The following is a 16352-nucleotide window of genomic DNA, read 5'->3' on the forward strand; positions in this document are numbered from 1 at the left end:
AGTTTAAAAACTCACTTTTAATTAAATATGTATTATTTCTTATTTAGCTACTTTTGGTGCTTGTAACTTTTTACTAAGTTCCATTGAAATTGATGAACGTTCAAATTTCATTTTTCCGGCTCCAGTTTCAATAATAACAGTATTGTCACTATCAACAATATCTAAAATTTTACCGTGAATACCACTTGTTGTTATTATTTTATTTCCTTTTGCAATTGATGCCTGAAAAGATTTTTCATTCTTTTGACGTTTCATTTGTGGACGAATCATAAAAAAATAAATGACTACAAACATTAGCAAAAATGGTAACATTCCTTGTAATGTGCTTGTTCCTACTTGTAAAAATATTGATGTGTACATTAATTATATTTTAAATTATTAATTTTCTTTTAAATTATTTTTTAAATGATGGCTTTTTAGTAGAACCATCTTTACCAATTACAATTCCTGAAATACGCAACATCTCAGTTCCTTTTTCAGTATTTGTTTTAAGTGTAATTGATTTACTTTGTTTACCTGTTCTTCCTCTTGAATTAAATGAGAATTTTAACTCAGCTGACTCACCTGGTTTAATAGCTTCTTTTGGCCATTCAGGTACTGTACAACCGCATGATGCTTTTGCATTTGTAATTATTAAATCTACTTTCCCTGTATTTGATATATTAAAAATACCTTCTATAACATCTCCTTCTTTAATATCACCAAAATTATATTCAGTTTTATCAAATTCAATAATTGGGGCTCCTAAATTAATGATTGCATCTCTTTCTTTTGCTGTTTCTAAATTTGTTTCTTTTATTTTAGAAGCTGCATTTTCTTTACAAGAAACTATTACTAAACTTAGGATAGCAATATAAATAATTTGAATTTTTTTCATTTTTAAAAGTTTTGTTTTATACTATTAAAGTAGTCCTCTTCCAATTTTATTCAACCTTTTTGAAGCTGTAAAATCTTTTAAAATTTTATCTAAAACTCCGTTAATAAAAAAGCTACTTTTATTGGTTGAATAATCTTTAGAAATCTCTATATATTCATTTATTGTAACGCGCGTTGGCATAGATGGGAATTTTAAAAATTCACAAATAGCCATTTTTATTAAAATCATATCTATATCTGCAATTCGTTCAGAATCCCAGTTAGGTGTTTTATCAATAATATCTTTTTCAAACTCCGTATGGTTTAACACTACTTTTCTAAATAAATCAACAACAAACTGTTTGTCATCAATATCTTTATACAAGTTCCCTAAATGAAAAGCATTATTTGGTTTTAATTGATTTAATGTTTTAACAACCCAAGTATTTACAAACGGAATATCATCAACCCAACTAATACTTTTATCTTCAAAATATTCAGAAAGTTTTTCATTTGGAGCAATAATTTCTTTAAATAGAGCTACTAAAAACTCTTTTTCTTCTTGAAATGAAGATTTTTCTGAACTCATAAACGCTTTATAAAGCTCACTTTCTTTAGTTAACTTTAGTATTTCATGAATATATTCATTGTCTAAAGTCCAATAATTTAATTTGTTAGTTTCTAAATGCGTATTTAATGAAACGCTTTCATCTAACAATTTAAAAATTTCAAGATCAATAAATTTACTGCTTGGTTTTAATTCTTCGGCAGTTGCCAAATGTTTCTTTTGAGAAATTCCAATATGCTTCTTTTCTAGATTTTTTACTTCAACAAACAAACGAAGTGTTAATGCATATAAATCATACATTTTATCTATACTTCCATATAAGAATTTTTCTTCCTTTGTTAAATTGTCACTTTTAGATTGTAATAACGCATATACAGATTGCATTACTTTAACTCTAATATGTCTTCTATTTATCATTTAAAGAACTTTGAAATTTTTAGTGTTTTAAAGCTGCAAAAATACTACTATTTTTTATAAATTTAATAGTGTTTTTTAATTTTTTAATCAAAGTTAAAACTATCATAAACAAATTAAAATAAAATTTAATTCATGTATCTTCGTGCTTTCAAAATTGAAGTACCCTTATTTTTTTTATGAAAGCATTACAATATTTAAATAAATACTTTTTTAAATACAAGTTTAGATTGCTTGTAGGGATTGTAATTACTATTTTTTCTAAAGTATTAATATTACAAGTTCCTCAACTTGTAGAAGAATCTATAAATTTAGCTGAAGATTATAAAAACGGACTTATTTATGATTTTGAATTTGTAAAATCTTCACTGCTTAACAATATACTTCTTATAATTGGTGTGGCTTTACTTTCTGGTTTTTTCACTTTTTTAATGAGACAAACCATTATTGTAACTTCTAGATTAATTGAATTTGATTTAAAAAATGAAATTTATCAACAATACCAGCGTCTTTCACTAAATTTTTACAAAAAAAACAAAACCGGTGATTTAATGAACCGAATTAGTGAAGATGTAAGTAAAGTTAGAATGTATGTTGGGCCGGCTGTTATGTATACTATGAATATGTTAGTGTTATTTGTAGTTGCAATTATAAAAATGTACGATATAGATCCTTTATTAACAAATTACACCTTATTACCACTACCCTTTTTATCTATCTCTATTTATTTTTTAAGTAGAATTATAAATAAACGAAGTACCATTGTACAGCAATATTTATCAAATTTAACAGCAAATGCACAAGAAACTTTTTCAGGAATTAGTATTTTAAAATCTTATGGCATTGAGCACAAAACAAGTGTTGAGTTTGAAGAGCTTGCTAATACTTCAAAAGAAAAAAATATAGATTTATTTAAAGCACAAGCTTTATTTTTTCCATTAATGATTTTATTAATAGGTTTAAGTAATATTTTAGTTATTTATATTGGAGGTTTAAGATATATTGAAGGCTCAATTACTTTAGGTGTTATTGCACAATTTATTATGTACGTAAATATGTTAACGTGGCCTGTTGCAGTAGTTGGCTGGGTAACATCAATGATACAACAAGCTGAGGCTTCTCAAAAGCGTATCAATGAATTTTTAAAACATCAACCAGAAATTGTTAATAACAACCAAAATTCCTCAAAAATTAATGGAGAAATTGAATTTAAAAACATTTCGTTTACTTATGATGATACAAATATTACAGCCTTAAAAAATGTAAGTTTTAAACTGGAAAAAGGAAAAACTTTAGCTATTTTAGGAAATACTGGTTCAGGAAAATCAACAATTATAAATTTAATTGCTCGTTTATACGATACTAATTTGGGTGAAATTTTAATTGATGGAACTACGATCAAACAACTTAATTTAAATAATTTAAGACAAAGTATTGGATTTGTACCACAAGAAGCTTTCTTGTTTTCAGATACTATAAAAAACAATATTAAATTTGGTGATGAAACTGCCTCAGACAGCAAAATAGAACAAGCTGCAAAAGATGCATATATCCATCATAATATTATTAATTTTAATGACGGCTACAATACTTATGTAGGTGAAAGAGGTGTTACCCTTTCTGGAGGTCAAAAACAACGAATATCTATTGCTAGAGCAATTATTAAAGATCCAAATATTTTAATTTTTGACGATTGTCTATCAGCTGTAGATACTGAAACTGAAGAGATAATTTTAAATAACTTATACAAAGTTAGTAAAAACAAAACAACCATTATTGTAAGCCATAGAATTTCATCAATTAAAAATGCTGACACTATAATTGTACTTGAAAATGGCGAAATAATTCAACAAGGATCACATTCTAAGTTGGTTCATATTAATGGGTATTATAAAGAACTATTTGAACAACAACTTTTAGAAAAAGAAATATAAAAATAGTGATATAAGTCAATTATTTTTATAGATTTGTGTAGAAATCTAATTATAGGATTAATTAAAAATAGAGAGTTAATTATGGAAAAAGAACATTTAGAGCAAGAGGAAATATTCTCACAGGTTCTGAGAGCAGGAAGAAGAACTTACTTTTTTGATGTAAGAGCTACGAAAGCTGAAGATTATTACTTAACAGTTACGGAAAGTAAAAAATTCACACACGATGATGGATCATTCCATTACAAAAAACACAAAATTTATTTATACAAAGAAGATTTTTCTGAATTTAATGAGATGCTAAAAGCAGCAACTGATTATATTTTAACTGAAAAAGGTGATGAAGTAATTTCTGAACGTCATCAAAAGGATTTTAAAAAACCTTCTGAATTAAAAAGTGAAACTGAAGAAGTTACAAGTACTGAAAGTTTTACTGATGTAAATTTTGAAGATATTTAAAATTACATCCATCTAAATTAAAAACACTTCTTTCGAAGTGTTTTTTTTTGCATAAAAAAAACCGACTTTATAAGTCGGTTTTTTAATTTTATAATTTAAGTTTTTTTAACTCGCTAAAACTTCTTTTACTTTATCTGCAGCTTCCTGAAATTCAGTAGCTGAAATTACATCTAATCCACTAGCGTCAATTAATTGTTTAGCCTCAATTGCGTTTGTACCTTGTAAACGTACAATAATTGGTACTTTAATAGCATCTCCCATATTAATAAAAGCATCAATAATACCTTGTGCTACTCTATCACAACGTACAATACCACCAAAAATATTAACTAAAATAGCTTTTACGTTATCATCTTGTAAAATAATTCTAAAAGCTGTTTCAACACGTTTAGCATCAGCGGTACCACCAACATCTAAAAAGTTAGCAGGCTCACCTCCAGATTGTTTAATTAAATCCATAGTACTCATTGCTAAACCAGCACCATTTACCATACATCCAACATTACCATCTAAATCTACATAATTTAAACCTGCAGCATTTGCTTCAACTTCAATATCGTTTTCTTCACGTAAATCACGTAATGCAGCTAAATCTTTATGACGGAACAACGCATTGTCATCTAAAGTTACTTTAGAATCAACAGCTAAAATTTTATCATCTGATGTTTTTAAAACAGGATTTATTTCAAATAACGAAGCATCCGATTTTACGAAAGCAGTATATAAAGAAGTAACAAATTTTATCATTTCTTTCAATGCTCCACCTGATAAACCTAAGTTAAAAGCAACTTTACGTGCTTGAAAAGGTTGTAATCCTATTAATGGATCTATTTCTTCAGTAAAAATTAAATGTGGTGTTTTTTCAGCAACAGCTTCAATATCCATTCCACCTTCAGTAGAATACATAATCATATTTTTACCTGTAGCTCTATTTAATAAAACAGACATGTAATATTCATCTGGTTCATTTTCACCTGGGTAATATACATCTTCAGCAACTAATACTTGGTGCACTTTTTTACCTTCAGCAGAAGTTTGTGGTGTTTTTAACATCATTCCAATCATGCTTTCAGAAATAGTTTCAATTTCAGCTAAACTTTTTGCAAGTTTAACTCCTCCACCTTTTCCACGACCACCTGCGTGAATTTGTGCTTTTACAACCCACCAACCTGTACCGGTTTCAGTAGCTAATTGTTTTGCAGCTTCCACTGCTTTTTTATGATTATCTGCAACAATTCCACGTTGTATTCTAACGCCAAAACTGTTTAATAATTCTTTTCCTTGATATTCGTGTAAATTCATTAGAAATAAAGGTTTTATTAAATATGGACAAATGTAATAATCATAACTTGAATTTTATGTTGAATTGCAAAAAAGTTTTTCGTTGTGTAACATAATGTTTTTTTTAAGGTCTTTAATATTATTAACATTTATTTAAGAGGGTATATTTTATAACTTAAATAATTTAGCGGCATCCTAAAAGCCTTAAAAAAACATGAAAACGTATTTCATCATATTTTGTTTATTAATAGTCTCCTATTCATATTCACAGTCTAGTGTTAAATCTATAAATGCTGTACGAGTCTCAAATTCACCTACTATTGATGGTGTTTTGGATGATGAAGCTTGGATTAATGCTGAAATAGCTAAAGATTTTACAATGTTTAGACCAGGTTCTGGAGATAAAGAACCTGAAAACAAAAAAACAGAGGTAAAAGTTATTTATGATGATGAAGCAATTTATTTTGGTGCTTTTTTATATGATGATGATGTTAATAGCATCCCCAAAGAATCTGCAACAAGAGATAATTTTGCACAAACAGATTGGTTTGGAGTTATTATAAATACACTTAATGATGGTCAAAACGATACTGAATTTTTTGTGCAAGTAACAGGAAACCAAGCTGATGCAAAAGTAAGTATTAACAATGAAGATTTTAGTTGGAATGCCGTATGGACTAGCGCAGCTAAAATTAATAGTAAAGGATGGGTAGCTGAAATTAAAATTCCCTATTCAGCATTACGATTTTCTAATGGAAATGTACAAACTTGGGGATTAAATTTTCACAGAAGAATTCAAAATAAAAAAGAACAATATACTTGGAATTTTATTGATAAAACGAACGGTAGTCTTGGTCAATACTCTGGAATTTTAGAAGGTTTAAAAAACATACAGCCTCCTACTCGTTTAAGTTTTTATCCGTATGCTTCTTCTTCATATGTAACATTTGATGGCAATAATGAATTTAATACCAATTATGGAGTTGATGTAAAATATGGAATTAATGAAAGTTTTACATTAGATGCTACTTTAATACCAGATTTTGGACAAACTGCCTTTGATGATGTCACCTTAAATTTAGGCCCTTTTGAACAACATTTTTCTGAAAAAAGATCGTTTTTCACTGAAGGAACAGAACTTTTTAGTAAAGGTGATTTATTTTATTCAAGAAGAATTGGAAATGCACCTACAGCCTATTATGACGAAGAAAATTTAGGTGAAAATGAAGAAATTATTGACAATCCTACAAGTGTAAATATGCTAAATGCTATTAAAATTTCTGGTAGAACAAAAAAAGGATTGGGAATAGGTGTTTTTAATGCAATTACAGAAAAAACTGAAGCTACAATTAAAAAAAATGAAATTGACCCTGTCTCATTTGAAGAAATAATTTCTTTTAGAAAAGTAGTTACAGAACCTTTTGCAAATTATAGTGTTGTTGTACTTGATCAACAATTTAACAAAAATTCATCAGTAAGTTTTGTAAATACAAATGTACTAAGAAATGGTTCTTTCAGAGACGCAAATGTTTCTGGACTGCTTTTTAATTTATCTAATAAAACTAATAAATATAATGTAAATGGTGGTGTTGGAATGAGCACTATTAATGAATTTGGAGAAAAATCTACCGGGTATATTTCAAGCATTGAAATAGGAAAAGTAAGTGGACACTGGCAATATGAAATAGAACATAACCTACAAGATACCAAGTTTGATAAAAACGATTTAGGGTTTCAAAGAAGAAATAATTTTAGCAATTTTGAAGGTAAAATATCATATCGCATCTTTGAACCTACCGAAAAGTTTGATGATTATAGAATTACTTTTTGGGGTGGTTTAAACTATCTCTATAAACCCAATACATACACAGGTAATTATATGGGTCTCAATTACTTTTTTCAAACTAAGAAAACGAAGACCGCTTTTGGTGGAAATGTTCAAAGTAATATTGGAAATCAATTTGATTATTATGAACCAAGGGTTGAAGGAAGATATTTTAAACAAGGAGGAAGGTTATCTTCTAACCAATGGTTTTCTACAGATTATAGAAAGAAATTTGCAATAGATGCTAATATATTCTACGCCAAAAGGTTGAATGATGACAATCATTTTATATTTACTGAAATAGCTCCAAGATATAGAGTGAATGATAATTTATCTTTTATATATAGTTTAAGATATACTAAAGACACAAATGATAAAGGTTATGTAAATGAATTAGAAAACGGTGCTATAATTTTTGGAAATAGAGATGCTAAATCTGTTACAAATTCAATTTCTGGAAAATATAATTTTAGCACAAAAGCTGCACTTTCACTTACCTTCAGACAATATTGGTCACCTGTTAAATATGACGATCAATATTATGTATTAAATAATGATGGTACATTATCTGAAGATAGCTATACAGCAAATCATGATATTAATTTCAACACTTGGAATTTCGACCTTAATTTCACGTGGGAATTTGCACCTGGAAGTCAATTAATTGCGCTGTACAGAAACTCTCTTTTTAATGAAGATGAATTTTCTGACTTAAACTTTAAAGACAATCTAAGCAACTTATTTAAAGAGCCAATGCTCCATAATTTTTCAGTTAGAATGGTTTATTATATAGACTATAACAATGCGAAAAAATGGTTTAGAAAAAGCTGATAATAATAATTAGGTATTTATTTTAACTTTTAGCTGTTTAACTTTATTATTTATTTATTTTTGAATTATGATAAAGGCAAAAAATATACATAAATTTTACGGTACTTTAGAAGTATTAAAGGATGTAAGTTTAACTATTAAAAAAGGAGAAATAGTTGCTATAGTTGGCCCTTCAGGAGCTGGTAAAACAACACTTTTACAATTATTAGGTACTTTAGATAAGCCTGCTGAAGTTATTGGCGCTGAAATAAAAATTAATAGTACCAACGTATTAACTTTAAAAGACACTTCTTTATCCAAATTTAGAAATCAACATATTGGATTTATTTTTCAATTTCATCAATTATTACCTGAGTTTACCGCAATTGAAAACGTGTGCATCCCTGCTTTTATAGGAAATACTTCAAAAAAAGAAGCCGAAAAAAAAGCTTCTGATTTACTAGATTTCTTAGGTCTTTCTGACAGAAAACAACATAAACCAAATGAACTTTCTGGTGGTGAACAACAACGTGTTGCTGTTGCAAGAGCATTAATTAACAATCCTGATGTTATTTTTGCCGATGAACCAAGTGGTAATTTAGATTCAGCCTCAGCAAAAAAACTACATGAATTATTTTTTGAACTTCGAAATAAATTTAACCAAACGTTTGTAATAGTAACGCATAATGAAGAATTAGCTGATATGGCAGATAGAAAATTAGAAATGAAAGATGGTGAAATTATCAACTAAACTACTTATAAAATGATTGGTATTATTAGTGCAATGCAAGAAGAAATGCAAGCCTTATTAAATGAACTTAAAAATGTTTCAACCTCTGAAAAAGGTATGAGAACTTATTACTCAGGTACTTTATTTAATAAAAATGTTGTACTTGTTTTTTCTCGTTGGGGAAAAGTAGCTTCGGCTGTTACCACTACTCAATTAATAAACGATTTTAATGTTAGTGAAATTATTTTTACAGGCGTTGCTGGTGGAATTATTAACGAACTTAATATTGGAGATATTGTTATTGGAAAAAATATGTATCAACACGATTTAAATGCGAGTCCGTTTTACGAGAAACTAGAAATTCCAATTCTAAAAAAGAAATTTTTAAAAACTACTGATGCTACAAAACTTTTAGAAGCTACTACTTCATTTTTATCCACCTATAACAAGTACATAGAAAACGCTGATGCTCAATTATTTGAAATAACAAACCCAAAAGTGATTTTTGGTGATATTGCTAGCGGTGATCAATTTATATCTAGTTTAAAAAAGATTAAAAAACTAAATAAATTAATACCAACTGCTACTTGTGTAGAAATGGAAGGAGCTTCAGTTGCGCAAGTTTGTTTTGAATATGATATGCCTTTTTCAATTATTAGAATTATTTCAGATAAAGCAAATGATAATGCAACTATTGATTTTCCAAAATTTGCAAATTCAATTGCAAGTAATTATGCTTTAGGAATTTTAAAAAACTATTTTGCATAAATACTATTGATTTTAATATCTTTGAAAAATCCTTTTAAACAATGCAATTTAAGCATCCTGAAATTTTATATGCACTTCTACTACTTATCATCCCGATATTAGTTCATTTATTTCAGTTACAACGTTTTATAAAAATACCTTTTACCAATGTTAAAATTTTAAAAACTATTGAAAAACAAACACGCAAAAGTGCACGTTTAAAAAAGTGGTTGGTGCTAATTACTAGATTATTAATTTTTACTTGTTTAATTATTGCTTTTTCTCAACCTTATTTTTCTAAAAATAGCATACACCAAAATTTTAATACTACTGTCTATTTAGACAACTCCTTTAGTATGCAGGCAAAAGGAAAAAGTGGAGAATTGTTAAAAAGTGCTGCACAAGAATTAATTGAAAATTATACAAATTCTAATCACTCAATTTCGTTACTAACAAATAACCAAAGTTTCAAAAATTTAACTCCTGAAGCTTTTAAAAATGAGCTAATAAAAGTTAAGTACCATCCAAATAAATTAGATTTAAACAGTATCTTATTAAAAGCTCAAAATTTAGAGTCAACTAAAGAAAATACCTTAAATAATTTAATAGTAATATCTGATTTTCAAGATTTTACAAACAATACTATTGTTAATTTTGAAACTTCTAAAGCTATCATTAACTTAGTTAAAGTAACGGCAAACAACACTCTAAATAGTTTTATTGATAGTGTTTTTATTGAAGACAATTCTTCAACTGAAATAACTATTCATGCCATTATTAAAACCGCTAAAAACACAACTTCAACAATTCCTATTTCGTTATTTAATAATGAAATTTTAATTGGAAAAACCACTTCAAAATTTAAAGATTCTAAGATTCATACTCTACAATTTACGATTCCAAAATCAACAAATTTTAACGGTAAAATATTATTAATTGATGATAGTTTAGAGTTTGATAACACCTTTTATTTTTCAATTTCAAAACCAGAGAAAATTAATGTATTAAGTATTGGAAGTACCGCTAAATTTCTAAACAAAATTTACACTAAAACTGAATTTAATTACACTACTACTCTACTTCAAAATTTAAATTACAACAATCTTCAAAATCAACATTTAATAGTACTAAATGAACTTAAAAAAATACCAACTGAACTTATAAATAGTTTACAAGATTTCACAAAAAAAGGAGGTAATTTAGTTATTATTCCTTCAGTAAATACTCATTTAGATTCTTATAATTTGCTTTTCAGAACTTTAGATTTAGAAAAAATTATTAATAAAATTGAAAGTGAACACAAAATTATGACGATTAATTATGAGCATCCTCTTTTAAATGATGTTTTTGAAAAAAGAGTAAATAATTTTCAATACCCAAAAACAACCACTTATTTTCAAACTAAAAATAGTGCAAACACTTCCATCATAAAATTAGACAATAATCAACCTTTTATTTCTTCAAAAGAAACAAGAAATGGAACTATCTATTTTATCTCTTCACCATTAAATCAAGAAATATCAGATTTCACACAATCGCCTTTAGTAGTTCCTGTCTTTTATAATTTTGCTAAAAACAGTTTAAAAACTTCTCAATTATACTATACCATAGCTAAAAACACGAATCTTGAAATTTCAACTTCTCTAGAAAAAGATCAAGTTTTAAAAATTTCAGCTAAAAATATTGAGTTTATTCCTTTGCAAACTAGTTCTCAAAATAGCGTATTACTAAACATACAAAATCAACTATTAGAAAGCGGTTTTTATACTATTTTAAATGGCAATACAAAAATTAAAACAGTAGCATTTAATTATAACAGAGAAGAAAGTAAGCAACAAATAGTAGATCTTAAAAGCCTTTTTGAAACAAAAAATAATATTTCTATTTCAACTTCAATTGCTGAATCTCTAGGTAAAATAAACAACCAACAAAAAATCAATTGGCTTTTTAAATGGTTTTTAGCATTTTCTGTACTATTTTTGTTAATTGAAATGCTGATACTAAAATATTTCAATAAATGACAATACTTCTAAAATCTGCAATAATTATTGATAATTCAAGTCCGTTTCATCTTCAAAAAAAGGATTTATTGATAAAAAACGGGATTATCACGAAAATTGCTAGTTCAATTAAAAATGATGATTCTATAAAAGAAATTAAACTTAAAAATCTACATATATCTCAAGGTTGGTTTGATACAAGTGTGTGTTTTGGTGAACCTGGTTTTGAAGAACGTGAAACTATAGAAAATGGTTTAATTACAGCAGCTAAAAGTGGCTTTACGGCAGTTGCAGTAAATCCAAATACATATCCAGTTGCTGACAATAAATCCGCTATTGAGTATCTTAAAAATAAAGCAAACGGTTTTGCTACTTCTTTATATCCAATAGGTAATCTAACAAAAAAAGGAGAAAGTAAAGATATTGCAGAACTATTTGATATGCAAAACTCTGGAGCAATTGCTTTTGGAGATTATAACAAACCTATAAGCAATGCCAATTTATTGAAAATTGGATTGTTATATGCTCAAAATTTTGATGGACTTGTTTTAAGTTTTCCTCAAGACAGTGCAATTGCTAGTAGTGGTTTAGTAAATGAAGAAAAAATTAGCACAAAATTAGGTTTAAAAGGAATTCCTGCGATGGCGGAAGAGCTACAAATTGTAAGAGATTTATTTATATTAGAATATACTGGTGGAAAATTACACATCCCTACAATTTCAACTCAAAAATCAGTTAAACTAATTAAAGAAGCCAAAAAGAAAGGCTTAAATGTAACGTGTAGCGTTGCTGCACATCATTTAGTGCTAACAGATGATGAATTAACAAAATTTGATTCAAACACAAAAATTTTACCACCTTTACGTACTTTGAAAGATACAAAAGCATTAATAAAAGGTTTAAATGAAGGCGTAATTGATATGATTACAAGTGACCATAACCCAATTGATATTGAACACAAAAAAGTTGAATATCAAAATGCAAAATTTGGAACAATTGGTTTAGAAAGCCTGTTTGGTGCTTTAAATAAAGTTGTTGAAACTGAAACATTAATTACTTGTTTAACAACAAATCCTAGAAATAGGTTTAATATTGAAAAAGTTTCAATTAATGAAGGTAAAAAAGCAAGTTTAACACTTTTTAATCCTGATTTTGAATATACATTTGCTGAAAACAACATTTATTCAACTTCAAAAAATTCGGTATTTCTAAATAAAAAATTAAATGGAAAAGTATATGGCATTATTGCAAATAACAACATTGAAATTTAATTAAACACACTACAACTAAAATCTAAATTTATGGAAAATCAAACAGTAACCGAAGGAAAAACAATAGCAATTATTAGTTATATTACTTGGTTTGGAACATTAATTGCTTTTATAATAAATAATGACAAAAGAAATTCATTTGCCGCTTTTCATATTAGACAAATGGTAGGTTTATCATTATTCTCATTAGCAAATATATTTGTAGTTGGGCTTTATGTTAATAGTGGTATTTCTGGTTTAATTAGCCTTATACTTTTTGTATTCTGGATTATTGGCTTTATTGGAGCTATACAAGGTGAAGAAAAAAAGATTCCTTTATTGGGAGACTTATTTCAAGAATGGTTTAAAGGAATTGCTTAATAATTATTAAAATAACACTTTTAAAGTCGTGCCTTAAAGCGCGACTTTTATTTTATACATATGAAAGAATTATCATTAAAATACATTGTAAGAGAACCAAATCAACAAACTGAAAATACTTCATTATTAATATTATTACACGGCTACGGTAGCAATGAAGAAGATTTATTCTCATTTGCAACTGAATTACCTGACAATTTATTAATTATAAGTGCAAGAGCACCACAAAGCCTAGGTTTTGGAAGTTACGCTTGGTACAGCATTAATTTTACAGCTGATGAAGGAAAATTCTCTGACATACCGGAAGCTATTGAAGCAAGAGAAACTATAGCTACTTTTATTGATGAAATTCAAGAAAAATATAAAATAGCACCAAATAAAACATTTTTATTAGGATTTAGTCAAGGAACAATTTTAAGTTATTCGGTAGCACTTAATTATCCTGAAAAAATTCAAAAAATTATTGCTTTAAGCGGCTATATAAATCCTGAATTATTATCTGAAAATTTAAAGAATAAAGATTATTCTAAGTTAGATTTCTTTATCTCACATGGAAGCGTAGATCAAGTAATTCCTGCAGATTGGGCTAAAAAAGCACCACTGTTTTTAGATCATATAAATGTTAAAAATTCATATAAAGAATATGGAGTTGGCCATGGTGTTGCACCTCAAAATTTTTTCGACTTTAAAAAATGGATTGAAGAGAGAATGTAAATTAACACCTAAACTGCTTTACTCTATTCATAATGAGAATTTTAAAAAAATATTTTTAATTAATGATTTATATCATTAATTTTCAATGAAGCAAGTTTTACCTTTAACATATAATTACCAAAAAGCTTTAGCTCTGATTATCCTAAGGCATTAGAACTAAACTTAAAAAGTAATTTAGCCACCTCAAAATTTGAGGTGGTTTTTTTATTATACTATAGTTATATTAAAAAAAAACAATAAAAGTAACAACTATCATTTTATATGTAATATATTTTCTATAACATTGTTCTTTTAAAACTTAAAATTTCATTTATAGAATATGGAAATACTAGGAATTGATGTTGGAGGAACTGGAATAAAAGGCGCATTAGTAAATGTAGAATCTGGAGTATTAACCACCGAAAGACATAGAATACCAACACCAAAACCTGCTACACCCGAAGCTGTTGCAGATACCATTCAACAATTAGTAAACCATTTTAATTGGAAAGGTTTAGTAGGCTGTGGTTTCCCAACTCCTTTACAACATGGAAAATGTTTAACAGGTGGAAATTTGCATGAAGATTGGAAAGGAACTCAAGTAGATAAATTATTTAAATCTAAAACTGGAAACGATTTTTCAATAGTAAATGATGCTGATGCTGCCGGGCTTGCTGAAATTAATTTTGGAGCTGGAAAAGGTGTAAAAGGAACCGTAATTATGATTACTTTAGGTACTGGAATTGGTTCTGGTTTATTTTTAGACGGTAAATTGTTACCAAACACTGAATTTGGGCATGTACTTTATAAAAATGGAGAAATTTTTGAAAAATATGCCTCAGACTCAGCAAGAAAAAGAGATGATTTAAGTCGTAAAGCTTGGGGAAAAAGATTACATAAATATTTTAAACATATTAATTTATTACTATCTCCCGATTTAATTATTATTGGTGGTGGAGCAAGTAAAAAGTTTGATAAATTTGAAGCAAAAATTGATATTGATGTGCCTATAATCCCTGCTGAAGCTGAAAATGAAGCTGGAATAATTGGTGCTGCAATGGCTGCTAAATATCAAATTAAATAAATCCTTTAGCTTTAAATTCTAGGTATTTATTAATCACATTTACAGTAAGTTTTTGTGGCTTTGTTAAAATTCCGTAAATACCTTTACTCTCTAATTCTTTAACTATTAATCTTTTTTCGTAGGCGAATTTTTCAGCAATTGTTTTATGATAAATAGTTTGTAAATCTTCTGCATTTTCATTTATTAAATCATCTAACTCAGTATTTTCAAAAAATACCACAACTAATAAATGCTGCTTTGCAATAGCCTTTAAAAATGGTATCTGACGCTTTAACGATGAAATATGCTCAAAATTTGTATATAAAATAAGTAAACTTCTTTGTGTAATTTTTCTTTTTATAAAGGCATATAAAAATCCATAATCAGAATCAGAATACTGAGTAGAAATTGAGTATAACGCTTCATTTATAGTATTTAAATGCGTTTTTTTATTACTTGCAGCAACTACTGTATCAACCTTTTTTGAAAAAGTTAACAAACCAGCTTTATCATTTTTACGAAGTGCAATATTTGAAAATGCTAACGTAGCATTTATTGAGTAATCCAATAATTTTAACTCTTCAAAAGGCATTTTCATGACTCTTCCTGTATCTATAATAGAATAGATTGGTTGCGATTTTTCATCTTGATATTGATTTACCATTAATTGTGAACGCTTTGCAGTAGCTTTCCAATTTATAGTTCGTACATCATCACCAATTATGTAATTTTTAATTTGTTCAAATTCTAACGTATGTCCAATTCTTCTAATTTTTTTTAACCCAAATTCAGTTAAGCGATTGCTCATTGCTAAAAATTCATACTTTTTCATTTGAATGTATGAAGGATAGACAGCAACCTTTTCATTCTCTTGAAATTGATACCTTTTTGAAACAATTTTTAAAAACGTTGAAACATACACATTCAATTTTCCAAAGTAATATTCGCCTCGTTCCACAGGTTTAACTGTATATTCAAATTCCCAAACATTTGAAGGATTAATAGATGAAACTTGTTCAAAATCTCTTTTTTGAAATTGCTCAGGTAATTCATCAATTACTTTAACTTCAATTTTAAAATTATAGTTATTTTTAATTGTTATTGGAATTGGGTTATTATCTGAATTTGAAAATTTTTGAGTTAAAATTCTTCTTGCAGAAATACCTTTTTTATCTTTAAAAAGTAAAAACACATCACTAACAAATAACACACCTAAAATTATAACTAAATACCAGGCTATAACATATAAAATTGGAAACCAAAAAGAAACCAAAAATGTTGCAGCAATAATAGTTATGTATGCATAAAAACGTTCGTGTATGTATAATTTTTTAATAAAATTCAT

15 protein-coding genes are annotated in these 16352 nt (G+C 27.4%); 10 read left to right on the forward strand and 5 right to left on the reverse strand.

The features are described 5' to 3' along the window. Positions 1-39: 39 nt before the first annotated feature. Genes yajC through nusB form a run of 3 tightly spaced genes read right to left on the reverse strand, consistent with a single transcriptional unit; the run spans position 40 to position 1840 of the window. On the reverse strand, positions 40-360 hold the full coding sequence (gene yajC / locus GQ540_RS02520) for a preprotein translocase subunit YajC (protein ID WP_291796844.1): 321 nt from the start codon (positions 358-360) through the stop codon (positions 40-42). Between the two features lie 34 nt (positions 361-394). After that, a complete protein-coding gene (locus GQ540_RS02525; RefSeq protein ID WP_291796846.1) occupies positions 395-877 on the reverse strand; it encodes a DUF1573 domain-containing protein in 483 nt (160 codons plus the stop codon). A gap of 24 nt (positions 878-901) precedes the next feature. Beyond that, the gene (nusB, locus tag GQ540_RS02530; RefSeq protein ID WP_291796849.1) at positions 902-1840 is read right to left on the reverse strand and encodes a transcription antitermination factor NusB; all 939 of its coding nucleotides are present in this window, start codon (positions 1838-1840) and stop codon (positions 902-904) included. Positions 1841-2016: 176 nt separating this feature from the next. Between nusB and GQ540_RS02535 the strand changes: the two genes are divergently transcribed. Further along, positions 2017-3771: an ABC transporter ATP-binding protein gene (locus GQ540_RS02535; protein WP_291796852.1), complete on the forward strand. Its 1755-nt coding sequence runs from the start codon at positions 2017-2019 to the stop codon at positions 3769-3771. Between the two features lie 81 nt (positions 3772-3852). Then, positions 3853-4227, forward strand: a complete 375-nt coding sequence (locus GQ540_RS02540) for a PUR family DNA/RNA-binding protein (protein ID WP_291796855.1) — start codon at positions 3853-3855, stop codon at positions 4225-4227. 105 nt (positions 4228-4332) lie between these two features. Here the strand turns inward: GQ540_RS02540 and sucC are convergent, their stop codons facing one another. Next, entirely contained in the window at positions 4333-5529 is a 1197-nt protein-coding gene (sucC, locus tag GQ540_RS02545; protein WP_291796857.1) for an ADP-forming succinate--CoA ligase subunit beta, read from the reverse strand. A gap of 193 nt (positions 5530-5722) precedes the next feature. Here sucC and GQ540_RS02550 point away from each other — a divergent pair, with 193 nt between their 5' ends. The 8 genes from GQ540_RS02550 (at position 5723) to ppgK (ending at position 15028) form a co-directional block, all read left to right on the forward strand. Then, positions 5723-8164 carry a DUF5916 domain-containing protein gene (locus tag GQ540_RS02550; protein WP_291796860.1) on the forward strand — a complete coding sequence of 814 codons (2442 nt, stop codon included), beginning with the start codon at positions 5723-5725 and terminating at the stop codon, positions 8162-8164. A 67-nt stretch (positions 8165-8231) separates the two neighbouring features. Further along, positions 8232-8894 (forward strand): ABC transporter ATP-binding protein, encoded by a 663-nt coding sequence (locus GQ540_RS02555; RefSeq protein ID WP_291796862.1) that lies wholly within the window; start codon positions 8232-8234, stop codon positions 8892-8894. 12 nt (positions 8895-8906) lie between these two features. Further along, a complete protein-coding gene (locus GQ540_RS02560) occupies positions 8907-9641 on the forward strand; it encodes a 5'-methylthioadenosine/adenosylhomocysteine nucleosidase (RefSeq protein ID WP_291796864.1) in 735 nt (244 codons plus the stop codon). A gap of 41 nt (positions 9642-9682) precedes the next feature. Further along, a complete protein-coding gene (locus GQ540_RS02565) occupies positions 9683-11641 on the forward strand; it encodes a BatA domain-containing protein (protein WP_291796867.1) in 1959 nt (652 codons plus the stop codon). Next, positions 11638-12891, forward strand: coding sequence for a dihydroorotase family protein (locus tag GQ540_RS02570; protein ID WP_291796874.1), 1254 nt, complete (start codon positions 11638-11640; stop codon positions 12889-12891). The genes GQ540_RS02565 and GQ540_RS02570 overlap by 4 nt, the downstream gene beginning before the upstream one ends. Before the next feature lie 30 nt (positions 12892-12921). After that, complete coding sequence (locus tag GQ540_RS02575; RefSeq protein WP_291796877.1) at positions 12922-13251, forward strand: hypothetical protein; 330 nt, start codon at positions 12922-12924, stop codon at positions 13249-13251. A gap of 60 nt (positions 13252-13311) precedes the next feature. After that, positions 13312-13965 carry an alpha/beta hydrolase gene (locus GQ540_RS02580; protein WP_291796880.1) on the forward strand — a complete coding sequence of 218 codons (654 nt, stop codon included), beginning with the start codon at positions 13312-13314 and terminating at the stop codon, positions 13963-13965. A 319-nt stretch (positions 13966-14284) separates the two neighbouring features. Then, positions 14285-15028, forward strand: coding sequence for a polyphosphate--glucose phosphotransferase (ppgK, locus tag GQ540_RS02585; RefSeq protein ID WP_291796884.1), 744 nt, complete (start codon positions 14285-14287; stop codon positions 15026-15028). Here ppgK and GQ540_RS02590 read toward each other — a convergent pair. Next, on the reverse strand, positions 15021-16352 hold the full coding sequence (locus GQ540_RS02590) for a DUF58 domain-containing protein (RefSeq protein WP_291796887.1): 1332 nt from the start codon (positions 16350-16352) through the stop codon (positions 15021-15023). The genes ppgK and GQ540_RS02590 overlap by 8 nt on opposite strands.

Origin of the sequence: Lutibacter sp. (genome assembly GCF_013139515.1) — a bacterium.
In the GTDB taxonomy this organism is placed as follows: Bacteria; Bacteroidota; Bacteroidia; order Flavobacteriales; family Flavobacteriaceae; genus Lutibacter.

What these genes read in the sequence shown, in the direction of transcription:
- yajC (WP_291796844.1), bottom strand. Translation starts at nt 360, where the DNA reads ATGTACACATCAATATTTTTACAAGTAGGAACAAGCACATTACAAGGA.
- GQ540_RS02570 (WP_291796874.1), top strand. Translation starts at nt 11,638, where the DNA reads ATGACAATACTTCTAAAATCTGCAATAATTATTGATAATTCAAGTCCG.
- GQ540_RS02540 (WP_291796855.1), top strand. Translation starts at nt 3,853, where the DNA reads ATGGAAAAAGAACATTTAGAGCAAGAGGAAATATTCTCACAGGTTCTG.
- sucC (WP_291796857.1), bottom strand. Translation starts at nt 5,529, where the DNA reads ATGAATTTACACGAATATCAAGGAAAAGAATTATTAAACAGTTTTGGC.
- GQ540_RS02535 (WP_291796852.1), top strand. Translation starts at nt 2,017, where the DNA reads ATGAAAGCATTACAATATTTAAATAAATACTTTTTTAAATACAAGTTT.
- nusB (WP_291796849.1), bottom strand. Translation starts at nt 1,840, where the DNA reads ATGATAAATAGAAGACATATTAGAGTTAAAGTAATGCAATCTGTATAT.
- GQ540_RS02525 (WP_291796846.1), bottom strand. Translation starts at nt 877, where the DNA reads ATGAAAAAAATTCAAATTATTTATATTGCTATCCTAAGTTTAGTAATA.
- GQ540_RS02550 (WP_291796860.1), top strand. Translation starts at nt 5,723, where the DNA reads ATGAAAACGTATTTCATCATATTTTGTTTATTAATAGTCTCCTATTCA.
- GQ540_RS02575 (WP_291796877.1), top strand. Translation starts at nt 12,922, where the DNA reads ATGGAAAATCAAACAGTAACCGAAGGAAAAACAATAGCAATTATTAGT.
- GQ540_RS02560 (WP_291796864.1), top strand. Translation starts at nt 8,907, where the DNA reads ATGATTGGTATTATTAGTGCAATGCAAGAAGAAATGCAAGCCTTATTA.
- ppgK (WP_291796884.1), top strand. Translation starts at nt 14,285, where the DNA reads ATGGAAATACTAGGAATTGATGTTGGAGGAACTGGAATAAAAGGCGCA.
- GQ540_RS02555 (WP_291796862.1), top strand. Translation starts at nt 8,232, where the DNA reads ATGATAAAGGCAAAAAATATACATAAATTTTACGGTACTTTAGAAGTA.
- GQ540_RS02590 (WP_291796887.1), bottom strand. Translation starts at nt 16,352, where the DNA reads ATGAATTTTATTAAAAAATTATACATACACGAACGTTTTTATGCATAC.
- GQ540_RS02565 (WP_291796867.1), top strand. Translation starts at nt 9,683, where the DNA reads ATGCAATTTAAGCATCCTGAAATTTTATATGCACTTCTACTACTTATC.
- GQ540_RS02580 (WP_291796880.1), top strand. Translation starts at nt 13,312, where the DNA reads ATGAAAGAATTATCATTAAAATACATTGTAAGAGAACCAAATCAACAA.